We start from the raw sequence: 17,401 nt of genomic DNA, 5'->3' as shown, positions 1-17,401 counted from the left end.
GCGGCGAGCCCGACCGCGTCCAGGGCGGTCCCCGTCACCGAGGTCCACGGCCGGCCGTGGCCGCGGCCGGCGTAGTGGATCCCCATACCGCCGAAGGTGACGGCGAGAGCGCCGGCGAGCAGCGGCCAGGGAAACAGGAGGAAGGTGAGCGTGGGCCGGTCGCCCGCGGCGGCGACGGCTCCGAAGGCGAGGGAGAGCGGTCCGAGGGCACCATGGTTTGCCTCTGAGGCAATAAAATTGCCCGTGGGGCAAAGCTGGGGCTGAATGGAGGCATGAACGCCTCAGACGCCGGACCGCCGGTGGAACCGGGCGACGCACTGCCCGTGGTCGCGCCACAGCTGCGCGCACTGCGCCGGCGGGCTGCCCTCACCCTGGAGGACGCGGCCCGCGCCGCCGGGCTCTCGGCCGCCCATCTGTCCCGGCTGGAGACCGGGCAGCGCCAGCCGTCACTGCCGATGCTGCTCGCCCTCGCCCGCATCTACGGTACGACGGTCTCCGAGCTGCTGGGCGAGACGGTCGCCGACCGGGACGCGATCGTGCGCTCCGGCGACATGGAGCCGACCCGGGCGGGCGGCTGGACGTACTTCCAGGCCGGGGCGCCCGGCCGCGGCATGCAGGCGCTGCGCGTGCGCGTGCCGTACGGCTCGCAGGGCGACGTCGTCCGCGTGCACCCCGGCGAGGAGTGGCTCTACGTCCTCAGGGGCCGCCTGCGCCTGCGCCTCGGCGACACCGTGCACCTGCTCGCGCCCGGCGACAGCGCCCACTTCGACTCGCTCACGCCGCACCGCCTCGCCGCCGAGGACCGCGACGGCGTCGAGCTGCTGTTCGTCCACACCCTGCTGCAGAGCCCCACGGCCACGCTGTGCCTGGGGCCGTCGACCGGAGAGCTGCCATGAGCGACTTCGAGACGAAGTTCCCCCGTTCCCTGTGGGTCCGCCTGATCATCTACATCGCCGTCGGCCATGTCCTCGCCGCGTTCCTCTACCTGCTGTTCGCGATCGGCGGCAAGGGCTGACCGAGTCGGCCGCCGGTCAGTCCAGCAGGCGCTCGCGCAGACGCTCGCGGTGGCCGGGGGTGAGGGACAGGCCCTGCTCCAGGTAGGTGTCGACGCCGCCCCAGGTCTCCTCGATGCTGTCGAAGGCCGCCTGGAGGTACTCGGCGCGGGCGTCGAAGAGCGGGCTGAGCAGCTCCATCACCTCGGGCGTGTACGCGGACTCGGCGCTGCCGCTGCGGCGGACCTTGTAGCGCCGGTGCTTGGCGTTGGACTCCAGGTAGTCCGCGACGATCGCGTCGCGCTCCACACCGACGGCGAGCAGCGTCACGGCTATGGAGATGCCGGCGCGGTCCTTGCCCGCCGCGCAGTGCATGAGCGCGGGCACGCTGTCCTGCACGAGCGCGTGCAGCACCCGGGAGTGCTCGGCGGTGCGCTCCTTGACGATCGTGCGGTACGAGGCGGTCATGCGGGCCGCGCCCTTGCCGTCGGCGAGGATCCCGCGCAACTGGCCGAGGTTGCCGTCGCGGACCATCGTCCAGAACTCGGCGCCGTCGGCCGGGTCGCTCAGCGGCAGGTTCACGTTCCGCACCCCGGGCAGCGCGACGTCGGGGCCCTCCAGTTTCTGGTCGGCCGCGTTGCGGAAGTCGAAGATCGTGTGCAGGCCGAGGGAGGCGAGGAAGGCCGCGTCGTCCTCGGTCGCGTGCGCCAGGTGCCCGCTGCGGAACAGCACGCCGTGGCGCACCCGGCGCCCGTCCGCGGTCGGCAGTCCGCCGACGTCGCGGAAATTGCGCACGCCGGCCAGCTCCGGCTCGGTCGACGGGACCTGCTGCGTCACGGGGGCTCCTCCCGGTCGGGCCCGCCGTCGCGACTCGTCGGCGGGCGCTCTGTCGACCATACGACATCGGTTTCCTCGGGCAAGGAGTCGTCCACAGGCATTGTCACCAGCGCCGGGCGGCTTGATGATGTTGGCACTTGAGCGGATCTGTTGGCACCTGTGAGGTTGTACGTGCTGGACATCGCAGAAGACGGTCGCACCTGGCTCCTTACGGGGCCCACCAGCGGTTATGCGCTGCATCTCACCGATGCGGACGAACTGCTCCATCTCCACTGGGGGCCCCGCATCGCCCTCGCGGACGCCGAGGCCCTGGCCCGGGACCCGCTGCCCGGCTACTGGCCCTTCGAGTCCCCGCTCGACGGCCGCGAGGAGTACCCCGTCGAGGGCGGCCCCCGCTTCGTCCGCCCCGCCCTGTCCGTGCGCACCGAGGAGCGGCGCGGCACCGAGTGGCGCTTCGTGTCGTACGACACCGCGCGCGAGGGCGGCGACGACGAGCTGCGGCTGCGCTTCGACGACGACGGGATCGCCATCACCCTGCACCACCGGATGCGCGGCGACGTCGTGGAGCGCTGGGTGAGCGTGGAGAACGGCACACGCGCGCGCGTGGAGCTGCTGCGGGCCGACGCGGCCACCTGGACCCTGCCCGACCGCGAGGGCTGGCGGCTGTCCCAGCTGCACGGCCGCTGGGCCGCCGAGTCCCGGCTCACCACCGCCCCGCTCACCTACGGTGAGAAGGTCATCGGCAGCCGCCGCGGCCACACCGGCCACCAGCACCTGCCCTGGGTGGCGCTGGACACCGACGCCACCGAGGAGCGGGGCGAGGTCTACGGCTGCGCGCTCGGCTGGTCCGGCTCCTGGCGGATCGCCGTCGCCCAACTCCCGGACGCGCGCGTGCAGATCACGGGCGGCGCCGGCCACGACGACTCGGGCCTGCTGCTCCTGCAGCCGGGGGAGTCGTACACCACCCCCGTCTTCGCGGGCCTGTGGAGCGACGGCGGCTTCGGCGGCGCGAGCCGCGCCTGGCACGCCTACCAGCGCGCGTACGTCGTCCCGGACGCCGAGCGGGACCGGCCCGTGCTGTTCAACTCCTGGGAGGCGACGACCTTCGACATCTCCGAGGAGCAGCAGCTCGCCCTCGCGCGCCGGGCCGCCGCGATCGGCGTCGAACTGTTCGTCGTGGACGACGGCTGGTTCGGCGCCCGCACCAGCGACCGCGCAGGGCTCGGCGACTGGACGCCCAACCCCGACCGCTTCCCGCAGGGCCTGAAGCCGCTCGCCGACCAGGTGCACGGCCTCGGCATGCGGTTCGGCATCTGGGTCGAGCCGGAGATGGTCAACCCGGACAGCGACCTGTACCGCGCGCACCCCGACTGGGTGCAGTACCAGCCGGGACGCAGGCGGACGGAACTGCGCAACCAGCTCGTCCTCAACCTCGCCCGCGAGGACGTCCGGGCGTATCTGTGGGACCAGTTGGACACGCTGCTGTCCAGCGCCCCGGTCGACTACGTGAAGTGGGACTTCAACCGCTGCTTCACCGACGCCGGCTGGCCCGGCGAGCCGTACCCGCAGCGGCTGTGGGTGGACCACGTCCGCGGTCTGTACGCCCTGCTGGACCGGCTGCGCGCGGCCCACCCCTCCGTCGCCTTCGAGTCCTGCTCGGGCGGCGGCGGCCGGATCGACCTCGGGGTGCTCAGCCGCACCGACCAGGTGTGGACCTCCGACAACACCGATCCGCTCGACCGGCTCGCCATCCAGCACGGCTTCAGCCAGCTCCACCCGGCCCGGGTCATGGCCGCCTGGGTCACCGACAGCCCCAACACCCAGCTCAACGGGCGCGTCAGCTCGCTGCGGTTCCGGTTCGTCAGCGCCATGGCGGGCGTGCTCGGCATCGGCGGCGACCTGACCGAGTGGAGCGAGGAGGAGCTGGCCGAGGCCCGGCGCTGGGTGGACCTCTACAAGGAGATCCGCCCGGTCGTCCAGCACGGCGAGCTGTACCGGCTGCGGCCCCCGGCCGGCGGTCTGAGCGCCGTCCAGTACGTCCGGGGCGAGGAGACGGTGGTCCTGGCCTGGCTCCAGGCGCAGAGCTACGGCGAGCCGGTACCGGCGCTGCGGCTGCGCGGGCTGGACCCGGCCGCGTCGTACGCGTGCCGCGAAACCGGCCAGGTGCACCGCGGGGCCGTGCTGCTGCACCACGGACTGCGCACCGGACTGACGGGCGACCTGGACGCGACGGTCGTGCGGCTGCGACGCGTCTGAGCCGGGTGTGGAGATCGCACGGTCAACGCGCCCGGCGGCCGGGGTATTCCTGAATCGCGCATTCTTTTGGAGTGTCTCATCTCACCGTTCGTCAACCCCTGCCTACGGTCGCGTAGGTCACATCCGAAGGTGAATCATGGTCCGACGTGGCAGACGATTCGAAGAATGACAACAGATCAGTGATCGGGTCGTACGTGGCGGTGGGGGACAGCTTCACCGAGGGCGTCGGCGATCCCGGCCCCGACGGGGCGTTCGTCGGTTGGGCCGACCGGTTCGCGGTCCTGCTCGCCGACCGACGTCCCGAGGGGGACTTCAAGTACACCAATCTCGCGGTCCGCGGGAAGCTGCTCGACCAGATCGTGGAGGACCAGCTCCCGAAGGCCGTCGAACTGGCCCCGGACCTGGTCTCGCTCTGCGCGGGCGGCAACGACATCATCCGCCCGGGCACCGACCCGGACGAGGTGGCCGAGCGCTTCGAGCGGGCCGTGGCCCGGCTGACCGAGGCCGCGGGCACGGTCATGGTGACGACCGGGTTCGACACCCGGGGCGTCCCGGTGCTCAAGCATCTGCGGGGCAGGATCGCCACGTACAACGGGCACGTACGGGCCATCGCCGACCGGTACCGCTGCCCGGTGCTGGACCTGTGGTCCCTGAAGTCGGTGCAGGACCGCAGGGCGTGGGACAGCGACCGGCTCCACCTCTCGCCCGAGGGGCACACGCGCGTGGCGCTGCGCGCCGGTCAGGCTCTCGGCCTGGAGGTCCCGGCCGACCCGGAGCAGGCGTGGCCGCCGCTGCCGCCCCGGGGCACGCTGGAGATCCGCCGCGACGACGTCCACTGGGCCCGTGAGTTCCTCGTCCCGTGGATCGGCCGCAGGCTGCGCGGCGAGTCCTCCGGCGACCACGTGACGGCGAAGGGCGCCCTGTCCCCGGACGACATCAAGCACCGCATCGCGTCGGTGGCCTGACACCGCGGCTGTCGCCCGTGCCCCGCCGGACCGGCGGGGCACGGGCGACGACGCGCCTCAGCGCTCGGTCAACGCCTCCCGGGCCAGGTTCAGTTCGCGGGCGAGGGCGTCGTCGACCCACTGCTGGGCCCGGCTGCGCGGCACCGCGCCCGGGTACGACGTCAGCTGCACCGCCAGTCCGTCCAGCAGCGCGGTCAGCCGCAGGGCGGCACCGGCCGGGTCGGCGCACGTGAACTCGCCCGCCGCCACGCCCTCGGCGATCACCTCGGCGATCGCCGCCTTCCATTGCCGGTCCAGGTCCCGGGTGACGTCCCGCAGCGCGGGCTCGCGCAGCGCCACGGCCCAGCCCTCGATCCACAGCCGCCAGCCCTTGGCCTGCCCGGTCGGCGCGTACCAGCGCACCGCCGCGCGCAGCCGGCGCAGCGCGGACGTGCGCCGCCCCAGCAGCTTGCGCAGATGCGCCAAATCGTCCTCGGCCGCGTACGTGAACGCCGCGGCGACCAGCCGCTCCTTCGTCGAGAAGTGGTACAGCACCAGCGCGTTGCTCACCCCGAGCGCCGCGGCCACGTCGGCGATCCTGACCGCCGCCACGCCCCGCGCCTCGATCTGCCCGATGGCGGCCCGCAGCAGTTCCTCCCGCCGCTCGGCCACGCTCAACCGCACTCTCGCCACGCGGTCACCCTAATCCGTTGTCATGGGCAGCGCCGAAGTGCCCCGGTTCCCCCGGGCGGTCCCGGCCGGCGGCCGGCCGTCAGCGGTACCACCCGAAGCGTTCCGCGATCACCGGCAGCCGGTCGGTCACGAGGGCGTGGGCGGCCGCGCGCGGGGTCGTGCCGTCGGCCTCCGCGCGGTCGAGCATCAGGCCGGTCAGGGCGCGCATGGAGCGCCGGATGTGCGCGAAGGCCCCGTCGGCGTCCGCCCCGATGTCGCCGAACAGGGTCCACCACCACCAGGCGTTCGTCGCGGAGTTGACCACCACGTCCGGCAGCACGGTCACCCCGCGCGCGGTCAGCACTTCCTCCGCCGCGGGCAGGACCGGCATGTTGGCGGCCTCCACGATCCAGCGGGCCCGGATCCGCTCCGCCTCGGCGGTGCCGACGGCGTACGACACCGCCGCCGGCACCAGCACCTCGGCGTCGGCCGACAGCCAGGCGTCGCCGGGCAGTTCCCGGTCGCCGGGGCGCAGCACCCGGCGGTCGACCGTGCCGTGGCCGTCCCGCGCGGACAGCAGGGCCTCGACGTCCAGCCCCGCCGCATTCGCGAGCGTGCCCTTGATGTCGGCGACCGCCACCACCGTCAGCCCCGCGCGCGCGAGGAAGCGCGCGGTGGCGCCGCCCATCGTGCCGAGCCCCTGGAGGGCCACGCGCGTGCCCGCGTACGGCACCGACGCCCGGTCCAGTGCCGTGAGCACCGACTCGGCGACCCCGCAGCCGCCCGCCAGTTCGTCCAGGCCGATGCCGTCCACCTCGACGGCGAAGGCGTCCGCGAGCCGCGCGCGGGCCGCCGCCTCGTCGTCCAGCAGCGGGTACACGGCCTGGACGCAGGAGACCAGACCCGCCTCGGCCGCCGCCCGGTCGACCAGGTCCTGGGTGAGGCCGAGGTCCTCGCCGGTGGTCCACAGACTCTCGATGTACGGCCGCATCGCGCGCAGATAGCGCACCAGCAGCCCGTACGCCTCCGGGGCCCGGGGATCGCAGTCGATGCCGCCCTTGGCGCCGCCGAGGGGGACGTAGCGGCTCTCGGGGTCGTAGTGCAGGGCCTCCTTCATCGTCATGCCGCGGGCGAGCCCCGCCACCTCCTCCAGCGTGCAGCCGGGACGCATCCGCAGCCCGCCGCTGGCCACGCCCCGCACCAGCCGGTCCACGACCAGGAAGCCCCGGCGGCCGGTCACATGGTCGGTCCAGACGAGCGACATCAGGGGCGTGGGGACGGGCGCCGTCATGGGGTCTCCTCGGGCACGGTACTGAATGGCCAGTCAGTATCCGGAGCCGCTCCTGGCCCTGTCAACGGGCCCAACGCCGGGTCGCCGGGGCGTTGTGAGGCAGGCCTCGTGCCCCGGGGGCCCCGGGTTGTCGGAGGCGCCGACCATAATGGGGAACCTCACCCACTTCACCGGGAGGTACCGTGACCGGTTTGCGTTCCTCGATCTCCGGGCTCCGCGCGCTGCGTCCGGAGGCCTTCGGCGCGGACCCGGGCGGTGAGCGCATGGCACGCATCCGCCGCTCCCCCCACTTCAAGGACGGCGTCTTCCAGAACCCCGGCGGCCCCGCGCGCACCCGCCCCTCCGGCTCCTCGCTGGATCTCGCGAAGGTCTTCCTCGACAAGGAGACCCGGCCGCTGCGCGCCCCGAAGGGCACCGTCCCGGTGTACCCCACGACCTTCGCCGACCTGGCCAAGCCGCCCGCCACGGGGCTGCGGCTGACCTGGGCGGGACACTCCAGCGTGCTGGCGGAGATCGACGGCCACCGGGTCCTGTTCGACCCGGTCTGGGGCGAGCGCTGTTCGCCGTTCCCGTTCGCCGGACCCCGGCGGCTGCACCCCGTTCCGCTGCCGCTGGCCGCGCTGGGCCCGGTCGACGTCGTGGTGATCTCGCACGACCACTACGACCACCTCGACCTGCCCACGATCAAGGCGCTGGCCGGCACGGACACCGTGTTCGCCGTGCCGCTCGGCGTCGGCGCCCACCTCGAACGCTGGGGCGTCTCCCCGGACCGGCTGCGCGAGCTGGACTGGCACGAGTCCACCAGGGTCGGCGGTCTGACCCTCACCGCCACCCCGGCCCGCCACTTCTGCGGCCGCGCCCTGCGCAACACCCAGCACACCCTCTGGGCCTCCTGGGTCGTCGCCGGCGAGGAGCACCGGATCTACCACAGCGGCGACACCGGCTACTTCGACGGCTTCGAGGACATCGGCGCCGCCCACGGCCCGTTCGACGCCACGATGATCCAGATCGGGGCGTACAGCGAGTTCTGGCCCGACATCCACATGCGCCCCGACGAGGGCCTGCGCGCCCACCTGGACCTCCAGGGCGGCGCACCGCACGGCGCGCTGCTGCCGATCCACTGGGGCACGTTCAACCTCGCCCCGCACCCGTGGGCGGAGCCGGGGGAGTGGACCAAGGAGGCGGCCGAGGAGGTCGGCCAGGCGGTGGCCCTGCCCCGGCCCGGCGAGCCCTTCGAACCGGCGGGCAAGCTCCCGGCCGAGGCCTGGTGGCGGGGTGTCGCGGGTACGGAGCGCCGGACCTGGCGCTCGGTCGGGGCACTGGTGGCGGAGCCGCCCGCGCGGGGCCGGTCGTAGGACGCGGCCGACGACCGGCAAGGTTTGCCCGACGGGCCAGCAAAGGCCAAAGCGGATACTCTCCGTAACAATCCGCCCCAGGCGATCGACGCGTGGGCCGGGCCGATTCCATGCCCGGCCGGTTAATCGGTCTGTCGTACGAGGCTTCATACCAGAGCGGGACGCTCCTCGGGGGAGTTTGTCAACTGCCCACCGCACATGATGCTCAGGCCATTACTGTGAGTGTCCGTCGGCTGACGGGTGGCCGGATTTCCCGGTTCCGTCCGCCGATGCTGCGATGACGCATGCCCGCCTCGCACATCCCGCGAGGACAGGCCCGACGGACCAGTACGAGGACGCAGATGTCTCACCTCCGAGCACCGGCCACGCGCGCCGACCGCCGAGAGGGCGGGCGGCACGGGCGGCCGGGCGCCCGAACCGCTCCCGCACTGCCCGAAATGCACATACGGCCCCAGCTCATGCGGCTCGCCGTGCTGCCGCCGCTCGCGGTCGCGCTCAGCGCCAGCGCCGCGGTCCTGTTCAGCATCCGCTCCACCGGCGCCCGCACCGGCCCCGTCCTGTGGGCCGTGCTCGCCGGAGCGGTCACCGTGACCGTCGCCGGCATCCTCATCGCCGCCGTGGCCGCCGACCGCGCCGCCCGCTCGGTCGCCGACCGCGTCGACGTCCTGCGCCGCACCGCCGCGCGCGGCGAGGCCGACCTGCACGCGCTGGTCGACGCGCTGCGCCAGGGCGAGGCGCCGCCGCAGCGCTCCACGCGCCGCCGACTGCCCGCCGACGCCGACGACTTCGAGCTGCTCGCCGCCGACCTGGCCCGCGCGCACGACGGCGCCGTCACCGCCGTCGTACGCGCCGCCCAGCTCTCCAGCCACGCGGGCAGCGAGCAGAAGCTGGAGGTGTTCGTCAACCTCGCGCGTCGGCTTCAGTCCCTCGTGCACCGGGAGATCTCGATCCTCGACGAGCTGGAGAACGAGATCGAGGACCCCGACCTGCTCAAGGGCCTGTTCCACGTGGACCACCTGGCCACCCGGATCCGGCGGCACGCCGAGAACCTCGCCGTGCTCGGCGGCGCCGTCTCCCGGCGGCAGTGGAGCAACCCGGTGAGCATGACCGAGGTGCTGCGCTCCGCCATCGCCGAGGTCGAGCAGTACTCCCGGGTCAAACTGGTGCCGCCGATCGACGGCGAGCTGCGCGGCCACGCCGTCGCCGACGTCATCCACCTGCTCGCCGAACTCATCGAGAACGCCTCGGTGTTCTCCGCCCCGCAGACCCAGGTGCTGCTCCGCGCGGGCCTCGTCACCTCCGGGCTCGCCGTGGAGGTCGAGGACCGCGGACTCGGCATGCCCGTCGGCGAGCAGAACCGGATGAACGCCCTGCTCGCCGACCCCGACCAGGTCAACGTCGCCAGCCTGCTGGCCGACGGCCGCATCGGGCTCTACGTCGTCTCCCAGCTCGCCCGCCGGCACGGCATCCACGTCCGCCTCCAGACCAACATCTACGGCGGTGTCCAGGCCGTACTCGTCGTCCCGCAGGCGCTGTTGGGCACGACGGCGGCGGCACCCGGCGAGCCGACGGCGGCCGAAGCGCCGGCGCGGGTCCAGCCGCAAATCCACCCGCACCCGCAGCCGCAGGTTCAGGTTCAGACGCAGGCTCAGGTGTCCGCGGCGGCCTCCCCGCAGGGTGTCGTGGACCGGCCGCCGGCCGCCCACGCTTCCGGCACCGCCCACGCCCTCAGTGAGGTCAGGCGGACCGGTACCGGGAACAGCGGAGCCGAACAGCACGGGGCCCGGGCCGAGTCGAGCCGCCCCGGCGCCGAGGACGCGCGCGGGGAGAGGGACGCCGGGGCGCCCGCGCCGCTGCCTGTGCGGGGCGCCCGGCAGGAACGGCCCACCCCCGCCGCGGCCGTCCCCGGCATCGGCGCCGGGGACCGGTCCGCCGTGGAGGCGCACGCGGGTGTCCTGCCCACCCCGCGCACCGGCGCCGTGCGCGGCACCATGGGCAAGCCCCAACTGCCGCGCCGCCGCGCCCAGGAACACATCGTCCCCGAGCTGCGCGGCGGCCCGGCACCCCGCCGGGACGCCGACACCGTCGCGGGCCACGACCCGGGGCTGATGGCCGCCTTCCAGCGCGGGATCGGACTCGCCGAGGCCCAGCAGCACCTCGAACACCTCGAACACCTTGAGAACACAGCGGCCGTACCCATGGAGCCCCCACCCATGAACGGGGCGGAACTCCTGGGCCCGACGCCTATATCCCCAGGGCGCGCCCCCGCGCCCGGAATCGACGGTGCCCGTGACGTCGGCCGGTCCGACGGGAGCGCCCCGGCCGGCTGACCGCCCGCACCCACCCCCGCCCACCCCGCTCCACCCGACCTTTCCCCGACCTTCCCCCCTCGACTGTCCGCGCTCCCGCAGACCTTCGTACCCCAAGGAGTCGATCCACCATGGCGAGCGATGCGCCGACCGCCCATGCATCCGACCTCGACTGGCTGCTGAGCGGCCTCGTGCAGCGCGTACCGCACACCACCAGCGCGGTGCTCCTGTCCTGCGACGGGCTGGTGAAGTCCGTGCACGGCCTCGACATCGACAGCGCCGACCACATGGCCGCCCTGGCCTCCGGCCTGTACTCGCTGGGCCGCAGCGCGGGTGTCCGGTTCGGCGACGGCGGGGACGTCCGCCAGGTCGTCGTCGAACTCGATTCGAGCCTGCTGTTCGTCACCACCGCGGGCTCCGGCACCTGTCTCGCCGTGCTCGCCGGGCGCGAGGCCGACGCCGCCGTGCTCGGTTACGAGATGGCGATGCTCGTCAAGAGCGTCCGCCCCTACCTGGTGACCGCGCCCCGCCAGCACCCCGTCGACTCCGCGGCGACGAGGCCTTGAGCGTGGCCGCAGCCGGCGACGGGCCCTGGCTGGACGACGCGGCCGGACGGCTCGTGCGCCCGTTCACGGTCAGCAACGGACGCACCGAGCCCAGCGTCGCCCTGGACCTGATGTCGCAGGTGATGGCCACCGGCGTCGCCCCGCTCGGCTACCTCGGTCCCGAGCACGCCCAGGCCCTGGACCTGTGCCGCGGGCCCGTCTCGGTCGCCGAGGTCGCAGCCCAGCTGAAACTGCCCGCGGTGGTCACCAAGGTGCTGCTCTCCGACCTCGTCGACTGCGGGGCGCTGACCACCAAGCCCCCCGTCTTCCACCACACACCCACTGACCGGTCTCTGCTGGAGGCAGTGCTCGATGGACTACGACGACAGCTCTGACCCGTTCCCGACCGCGCTGAAGATCCTCGTCGCGGGCGGGTTCGGGGTCGGCAAGACGACCTTCGTGGGCGCGGTCAGCGAGATCGCCCCGCTCAGCACGGAGGAGCTGCTCACCACGGTCAGCGTCGGAACGGACAGTCTCGACGGCATCGAGAACAAGATGGAGACCACGGTCGCCATGGACTTCGGCCGGATCACCCTCGATCCGGACCATGTGCTGTACCTGTTCGGCACGCCCGGGCAGGAGCGGTTCTGGTTCATGTGGGACGAGCTGTCCGAGGGCGCGCTCGGCGCGGTCATCCTCGCCGACACCCGGCGCCTGGAGGACTGCTTCGCGGCCGTGGACTTCTTCGAGGAGCGCGGGCTCGGCTTCATCGTCGCCGTCAACGAGTTCGACGGCGGCTACCGCTACGACCCCGAAGAGGTCCGCGCCGCCATCGACCTCGACCCGGAGATCCCCGTCGTCCGCTGCGACGCGCGCATCTCCAGCTCCGGCGTGCAGACCCTGCTCACCCTCGTCCGCCACCTCCTGGCCCATGCCCCGGCGACCGCGCCGAGCCATGGCGCCCGCCGGTGATCCCGCCCTCTCGCCCACGGAGTTCCCGTATGACGTACACCCGCAGCGCCGAAGCCCCGCCAGGAGCACGGTCACGAGCCGGCACCGCGGCGGGGCCGGGGCCGGACGTACGGCCCGGAGCCCGGCCATGAGCTACGAGCCGCCCCGGCCGGTCCGGGGTCTGCTGCTCACCCCCGAGGACAGGGAGGCCCCCGCCCGTGTGCACCGGCTGCGCCGGCTCGGCCTGGCGGACCACCCCGACCCGGCGCTGGACTCCTTCGCGGACCATCTCGCCCGGCTCACCGGCGCGCCGTACGCCATGGTCAACTTCATCGGCGAGGAGCACCAGTTCTTCGCCGGCCTGAGCGCCCCCGCCGTCGCGCCGGTCGTCCGCGAGGACGGCAGCAGCGCCGAGCTCGGCCGGGTGCTGCCCCGCGACCACGGGTTCTGCCCCCATGTGGTGGTCCGCCACAAGGCCCTGGTCCTGGAGGACGTCCGCGACTACCCGCGCTTCGCGGGCAACCCGGTCGTCGACGCCTACGGCATCCGCTCCTACCTCGGCGCCCCGCTCATCGACAGCTCCGGCATGGCGCTCGGCACCGTGTGCGCGGCCGACGTCGAGCCCCGGGTGTGGGGCAGGGCGGGCCTGGAGGGCATCAAGGCGCTCGCCGCCGACCTCGTCGTACGCCTCGAACGCAGCGCCGAGGACGGGTTACCGCTCTGAGCGCTGCGGCCTCATGCCCTGTGGCCCGTACCGGGGTGCGGGAAACTCCGGAGGCGTGAAGGAAAGCTGAGGCGGCGGTTAAGAAAAGCTCGATGGACCCGCGGCCCGCGCATACGGCAGATTGCAGGGTGATTCCACCCCTCTGACCCGGTGCGGGCGCCTTCGGCATGCCCGCGGGCCGGGATCTCACGCACAGGAGCCGCATTCGTGAAGGCGCTGGTCAAGCAGAAGGCGGAGCCGGGACTCTGGCTGACGGACGTCCCGGAGCCCGAGATCGGCCCCGGTGACGTACTGATCAAGGTCATGCGGACCGGTATCTGCGGCACCGACCTGCACATCCGGGCCTGGGACGGCTGGGCGCAGCAGGCGATCAGCACCCCGCTCACGGTCGGGCACGAGTTCGTCGGCCAGGTCGTCGAGACCGGCCGGGACGTGACCGACATCCGCATAGGGGACCGCGTCAGCGGCGAGGGCCATCTGGTGTGCGGCAAGTGCCGCAACTGCCTGGCCGGACGCCGTCACCTCTGCCGGGCCACCGTCGGCCTCGGGGTCGGCCGCGACGGCGCGTTCGCCGAGTACGTCGCCCTGCCCGCGGCCAACGTGTGGGTGCACCGCGTCCCGGTCGACCTCGACGTCGCCGCGATCTTCGACCCGTTCGGCAACGCCGTGCACACCGCGCTGTCCTTCCCGCTGGTCGGCGAGGACGTCCTGATCACCGGCGCCGGACCGATCGGCCTGATGGCCGCCGCCGTCGCCCGGCACGCCGGCGCCCGCAACGTCGTGGTCACCGACGTCAGCGAGGAGCGCCTGGAGCTGGCCCGCAAGATAGGGGTGAGTCTGGCGTTGAACGTCGCGCGGTCCACCATCGCCGACGGCCAGCGCGAGCTCGGCCTGCGCGAGGGCTTCGACATCGGCCTGGAGATGTCCGGCCGCCCCGAGGCCATGCGGGACATGATCGCCAACATGACGCACGGCGGCCGCATCGCGATGCTCGGCCTGCCCGCGCAGGAGTTCCCGGTCGACTGGTCCCGGATCGTCACCTCGATGATCACCATCAAGGGCATCTACGGCCGCGAGATGTTCGAGACCTGGTACGCGATGTCGGTGCTGCTGGAGGGCGGCCTGGACCTCGCGCCCGTGATCACCGGCCGGTACGGCTACCGCGACTTCGAGGCGGCCTTCGCCGACGCCGCGAGCGGCAAGGGCGGCAAGGTCATCCTCGACTGGACCGCGTAAGCAACCCCCGTTCCGCGCACGCACTTTCAGGAGCTTCCCCATGTTCGACACCGTCCGCGACGACCTGCGCGCCACCCTCGACGAGATCCGCGCCGCCGGCCTGCACAAGCCCGAGCGGGTCATCGGCACCCCGCAGTCCGCGACCGTCGGCGTCACCTCCGGCGGCCGCCCCGGTGAGGTCCTCAACTTCTGTGCCAACAACTACCTCGGCCTCGCCGACCACCCCGAGGTGATCGCCGCCGCCCACGAGGCCCTGGACCGCTGGGGCTACGGCATGGCCTCGGTCCGCTTCATCTGCGGCACCCAGGAGGTGCACAAGGAGCTGGAGGCGCGCCTGTCCTCCTTCCTCGGCCAGGAGGACACGATCCTGTACTCCTCCTGCTTCGACGCCAACGGCGGTGTCTTCGAGACGCTGCTCGGCGAGGAGGACGCGGTCATCTCCGACGCCCTCAACCACGCCTCCATCATCGACGGCATCCGCCTGTCCAAGGCCCGCCGCTTCCGCTACGCCAACCGCGACCTCGCCGACCTGGAGGCGAAGCTCAAGGAGGCCACCGAGGGCGGCGCCCGCCGGAAGCTGATCGTCACCGACGGCGTCTTCTCCATGGACGGCTATGTGGCGCCTCTGCGCGAGATCTGCGACCTCGCCGACCGCCACGACGCGATGGTCATGGTCGACGACTCGCACGCCGTCGGCTTCGTCGGCCCCTCCGGCCGCGGCACCCCCGAGCTGCACGGCGTCATGGACCGCGTCGACATCGTCACCGGCACCCTCGGCAAGGCCCTCGGCGGCGCCTCCGGCGGCTACGTCGCCGCCCGCGCCGAGATCGTCGCCCTGCTGCGCCAGCGCTCCCGCCCCTACCTGTTCTCCAACACCCTCGCCCCGGTGATCGCCGCCGCCTCCCTGAAGGTCCTCGACCTGCTGGAGTCGGCGGACGACCTGCGCGTCCGGCTGACCGAGAACACCGCCCTGTTCCGGCGCCGGATGACCGAGGAGGGCTTCGACATCCTCCCCGGTGACCACGCCATCGCCCCCGTGATGATCGGCGACGCGTCCCGGGCAGGCCGCATGGCCGAGCTGCTGCTGGAGCGCGGCGTGTACGTGATCGGCTTCTCGTACCCGGTCGTCCCGCAGGGCCAGGCCCGCATCCGCGTCCAGCTGTCCGCCGCGCACTCCACGGACGACGTCGACCGCGCTGTGGACGCGTTCGTCGCCGCCCGCGCGGAACTGGAGGCCTGAACAGCTCGGACGTCTTGCGATAATTGAGGACATGATCGAGGCACGGCGGCTCCACATCCTCCGTGCGGTGGCCGACCACCGCACGGTCACGGCGGCGGCCGCCGCGCTCTATCTCACCCCCTCCGCCGTCTCCCAGCAGCTCACGGCCCTGGAGCAGGAGACCGGCCACCGGCTGGTCGAGCGCAGCGCGAAGGGGGTACGGCTCACCCCGGCCGGCGAGATCCTGCTCGGCCACACCAACGCGGTCCTCGCCCAGCTGGAGCGGGCCGAGGCGGAGCTGGCGGCGTACGGCTCGGGTGAGGCGGGCACGGTCACCGTGGCCGCCTTCGCGACCGGCATCGCCCAGGTCGTGGCCCCGGCCGTGGCCCGGCTCGCGGACACGGCGCCCGGCATACGCATCCGTGTCCAGGACGCGGAGGGCGACGCGAGCCTGCCCATGGTGCTGGACCGGCAGGTCGACGTGGCGGTCGCGGTGGAGTACCGGGGCGCACCGCCGGCCGACGACCCCCGGCTCACCCATGTCCCGCTCTACGCCGAGCCGTTCGACGCCGTCGTCCCGGTCGGCCACCGCCTCGCGGACACCGCCGAGGTCCCCCTGGCCGACCTGGCCAAGGATCCCTGGATCGGCCCGTACCCCGGCAATCCCTGTCACGAGGTGGTCGTCCTCGCCTGCGAGAGCGCCGGCTTCCAGCCGCGGCTGGAGCACTCCTCCGACGACTTCCGCGCCGTCGTCGCCCTGGCCTCGGCCGGCGCGGGCGTGGCCCTCGTACCGCGCTCGGCGCTGAACGGCATGGACCTGACCCGGGTGATCGTCCGCCCCGTCGACGGCGTGGCCCCGACCCGCCGCGTCTTCGCCGCCGTACGGCGCGGAGCCGAGGGGCACCCGCTGATCCGCCCGGTGCTGGAGGCGCTGGGGCGGGCGGCGCAGGAGGCGTGAGCGGGCGAAGGGGGGAGGGCGTGAGGCTTTCGCAACGCGGCCGTCTCCTGTCCGGGTTGGCGTCCCGGCGTGAGCCGGTCGACCCTGTCACGCGCCGAACGCGCCGAGATCAGCCCCACCGCCGCCCCGGCGGTGACCGCCGGGGAACACGCCCACCACCCGGACACCGGCGACCGCCCGCTGGTGGTGGTGCGTCCGTGAGGGTGGAGCGCTGGGAGGGCAGCCAGGTACGGGAGCGGGCGGGGGAGTTGGCCGAGCTGCTGGCCGACACCGTGTCCGACGGCGCCTCGGTCGGCTTCCTCGCCCCGTTCGGGCATGCGGAGGCCGCCGCCTGGCGGCGTGAGCGGGCGGCTGCTGCGGCGGCGGGCCGGCTCGCGGTGTGGGCGGCCGCGGCCGACACCGGCCGGGTCGCCGGGACCGTGAGCCTCGCCCACCCCGACAAGCCGAACAGCCGCCACCGCGCGGAACTGGTGAAGCTGATGGTGCACCGCTCCGCGCACGGGCGGGGCCTCGGCCGCCTCCTCCTCGCCACCGCCGCGACCGGCATCACGCTGCTCCACCTCGACACCGAGACCGACAGCCCGGCCGAGCACCTCTACCGCTCGGCCGGCTGGACCCGGGCGGGCGTCATCCCGGACTACGCGCTGAGCCCGGCGGGCGAGCTGCGGCCGACGACGCTGTATTTCAAGCGGCTCGATTTCCAGCGGCTCGCAGGATGACTGTCAGTGGCAGGGGCTACCGTGCGTTGCATGCCGGACGCCGAAGACGTACGCCGTATCGCCCTGTCCCTGCCGGAGACCACCGAGAAGATCGCCTGGAGCATGCCCACCTTCCGGGTGGCCGGGAAGATGTTCGCGACCCTGCCCGAGGAGGAGACGTCCATCGCCGTGCGCTGCCCCAAGGAGGAGCGCGACGAGCTGGTGCTGGCCGAGCCCGAGAAGTTCTGGGTCGCCGACCACGAGGCCCAGTTCGCCTGGGTGAGAGCCAGACTCGGTGCGCTGGAGGACGAGGACGAGCTGCGCGACATCCTCGCCGACTCCTGGCGCCAGGCCGCCCCGCCCCGACTCCTCGACGTCCACCCCGAGTTGGGCCGCCCGTCCGCGGAGTGAGAA

At 73.3% G+C, this 17,401-nt stretch carries 19 protein-coding genes; 16 read left to right on the top strand and 3 right to left on the bottom strand.

Features of this window, described 5'->3' with window-relative positions; translation table 11 throughout:
• Positions 1–272: 272 nt before the first annotated feature.
• Together ACZ4MF_RS11355 and ACZ4MF_RS11350 are read left to right on the top strand one after the other, a co-directional pair.
• On the top strand, positions 273–896 hold the full coding sequence (locus ACZ4MF_RS11355; RefSeq protein WP_467491782.1) for a helix-turn-helix domain-containing protein: 624 nt from the start codon (positions 273–275) through the stop codon (positions 894–896).
• Entirely contained in the window at positions 893–1,015 is a 123-nt protein-coding gene (locus tag ACZ4MF_RS11350) for a DUF6126 family protein (protein ID WP_467491781.1), read from the top strand. Before ACZ4MF_RS11355 ends, ACZ4MF_RS11350 begins: the two co-directional genes overlap by 4 nt.
• A 16-nt stretch (positions 1,016–1,031) precedes the next feature.
• On the opposite strand, the gene ACZ4MF_RS11345 is transcribed toward ACZ4MF_RS11350, so the two are convergent.
• Positions 1,032–1,829, bottom strand: coding sequence for a tyrosine-protein phosphatase (locus ACZ4MF_RS11345; RefSeq protein WP_467491780.1), 798 nt, complete (start codon positions 1,827–1,829; stop codon positions 1,032–1,034).
• Positions 1,830–2,000: 171 nt separating this feature from the next.
• Here ACZ4MF_RS11345 and ACZ4MF_RS11340 point away from each other — a divergent pair, with 171 nt between their 5' ends.
• Both ACZ4MF_RS11340 and ACZ4MF_RS11335 read left to right on the top strand, forming a co-directional pair.
• On the top strand, positions 2,001–4,085 hold the full coding sequence (locus tag ACZ4MF_RS11340; protein WP_467491779.1) for an alpha-galactosidase: 2,085 nt from the start codon (positions 2,001–2,003) through the stop codon (positions 4,083–4,085).
• A 179-nt stretch (positions 4,086–4,264) separates the two neighbouring features.
• Positions 4,265–5,050, top strand: coding sequence for an SGNH/GDSL hydrolase family protein (locus ACZ4MF_RS11335; RefSeq protein ID WP_356028556.1), 786 nt, complete (start codon positions 4,265–4,267; stop codon positions 5,048–5,050).
• A gap of 57 nt (positions 5,051–5,107) precedes the next feature.
• Here ACZ4MF_RS11335 and ACZ4MF_RS11330 read toward each other — a convergent pair whose 3' ends face one another.
• Positions 5,108–5,722, bottom strand: a complete 615-nt coding sequence (locus tag ACZ4MF_RS11330; protein WP_467491778.1) for a TetR/AcrR family transcriptional regulator — start codon at positions 5,720–5,722, stop codon at positions 5,108–5,110.
• A 79-nt stretch (positions 5,723–5,801) separates the two neighbouring features.
• Positions 5,802–6,992 carry a Glu/Leu/Phe/Val dehydrogenase dimerization domain-containing protein gene (locus ACZ4MF_RS11325; RefSeq protein WP_467491777.1) on the bottom strand — a complete coding sequence of 397 codons (1,191 nt, stop codon included), beginning with the start codon at positions 6,990–6,992 and terminating at the stop codon, positions 5,802–5,804.
• Positions 6,993–7,174: 182 nt separating this feature from the next.
• Between ACZ4MF_RS11325 and ACZ4MF_RS11320 the strand changes: the two genes are divergently transcribed.
• The 12 genes from ACZ4MF_RS11320 (at position 7,175) to ACZ4MF_RS11265 (ending at position 17,398) form a co-directional block, all read left to right on the top strand.
• A complete protein-coding gene (locus tag ACZ4MF_RS11320; protein ID WP_467491776.1) occupies positions 7,175–8,347 on the top strand; it encodes an MBL fold metallo-hydrolase in 1,173 nt (390 codons plus the stop codon).
• Positions 8,348–8,688: 341 nt separating this feature from the next.
• Positions 8,689–10,677 carry a sensor histidine kinase gene (locus tag ACZ4MF_RS11315; RefSeq protein ID WP_467491775.1) on the top strand — a complete coding sequence of 663 codons (1,989 nt, stop codon included), beginning with the start codon at positions 8,689–8,691 and terminating at the stop codon, positions 10,675–10,677.
• 110 nt (positions 10,678–10,787) lie between these two features.
• Positions 10,788–11,222 (top strand): roadblock/LC7 domain-containing protein, encoded by a 435-nt coding sequence (locus tag ACZ4MF_RS11310; RefSeq protein WP_071382987.1) that lies wholly within the window; start codon positions 10,788–10,790, stop codon positions 11,220–11,222.
• A gap of 2 nt (positions 11,223–11,224) precedes the next feature.
• A complete protein-coding gene (locus ACZ4MF_RS11305; RefSeq protein ID WP_071376732.1) occupies positions 11,225–11,596 on the top strand; it encodes a DUF742 domain-containing protein in 372 nt (123 codons plus the stop codon).
• Complete coding sequence (locus ACZ4MF_RS11300; RefSeq protein WP_467491774.1) at positions 11,574–12,173, top strand: GTP-binding protein; 600 nt, start codon at positions 11,574–11,576, stop codon at positions 12,171–12,173. Before ACZ4MF_RS11305 ends, ACZ4MF_RS11300 begins: the two co-directional genes overlap by 23 nt.
• A gap of 127 nt (positions 12,174–12,300) precedes the next feature.
• Positions 12,301–12,876 carry a GAF domain-containing protein gene (locus ACZ4MF_RS11295; protein WP_467491773.1) on the top strand — a complete coding sequence of 192 codons (576 nt, stop codon included), beginning with the start codon at positions 12,301–12,303 and terminating at the stop codon, positions 12,874–12,876.
• Positions 12,877–13,083: 207 nt separating this feature from the next.
• Positions 13,084–14,112 (top strand): L-threonine 3-dehydrogenase, encoded by a 1,029-nt coding sequence (gene tdh / locus ACZ4MF_RS11290; protein WP_467491772.1) that lies wholly within the window; start codon positions 13,084–13,086, stop codon positions 14,110–14,112.
• A 40-nt stretch (positions 14,113–14,152) separates the two neighbouring features.
• Complete coding sequence (locus tag ACZ4MF_RS11285; RefSeq protein WP_467491771.1) at positions 14,153–15,352, top strand: glycine C-acetyltransferase; 1,200 nt, start codon at positions 14,153–14,155, stop codon at positions 15,350–15,352.
• A gap of 31 nt (positions 15,353–15,383) precedes the next feature.
• Complete coding sequence (locus tag ACZ4MF_RS11280) at positions 15,384–16,289, top strand: LysR family transcriptional regulator (RefSeq protein WP_356028411.1); 906 nt, start codon at positions 15,384–15,386, stop codon at positions 16,287–16,289.
• 69 nt (positions 16,290–16,358) lie between these two features.
• A complete protein-coding gene (locus tag ACZ4MF_RS11275; protein WP_467491770.1) occupies positions 16,359–16,490 on the top strand; it encodes a hypothetical protein in 132 nt (43 codons plus the stop codon).
• Positions 16,487–17,008 carry a GNAT family N-acetyltransferase gene (locus tag ACZ4MF_RS11270; protein ID WP_467491769.1) on the top strand — a complete coding sequence of 174 codons (522 nt, stop codon included), beginning with the start codon at positions 16,487–16,489 and terminating at the stop codon, positions 17,006–17,008. Before ACZ4MF_RS11275 ends, ACZ4MF_RS11270 begins: the two co-directional genes overlap by 4 nt.
• 30 nt (positions 17,009–17,038) lie before the next feature.
• On the top strand, positions 17,039–17,398 hold the full coding sequence (locus ACZ4MF_RS11265; protein WP_467491768.1) for an MmcQ/YjbR family DNA-binding protein: 360 nt from the start codon (positions 17,039–17,041) through the stop codon (positions 17,396–17,398).
• Positions 17,399–17,401 lie beyond the last annotated feature (3 nt).

The organism is Streptomyces sp. NPDC025793 (assembly GCF_055558375.1).
This window is presented reverse-complemented; position numbering and strand designations above follow the sequence as displayed.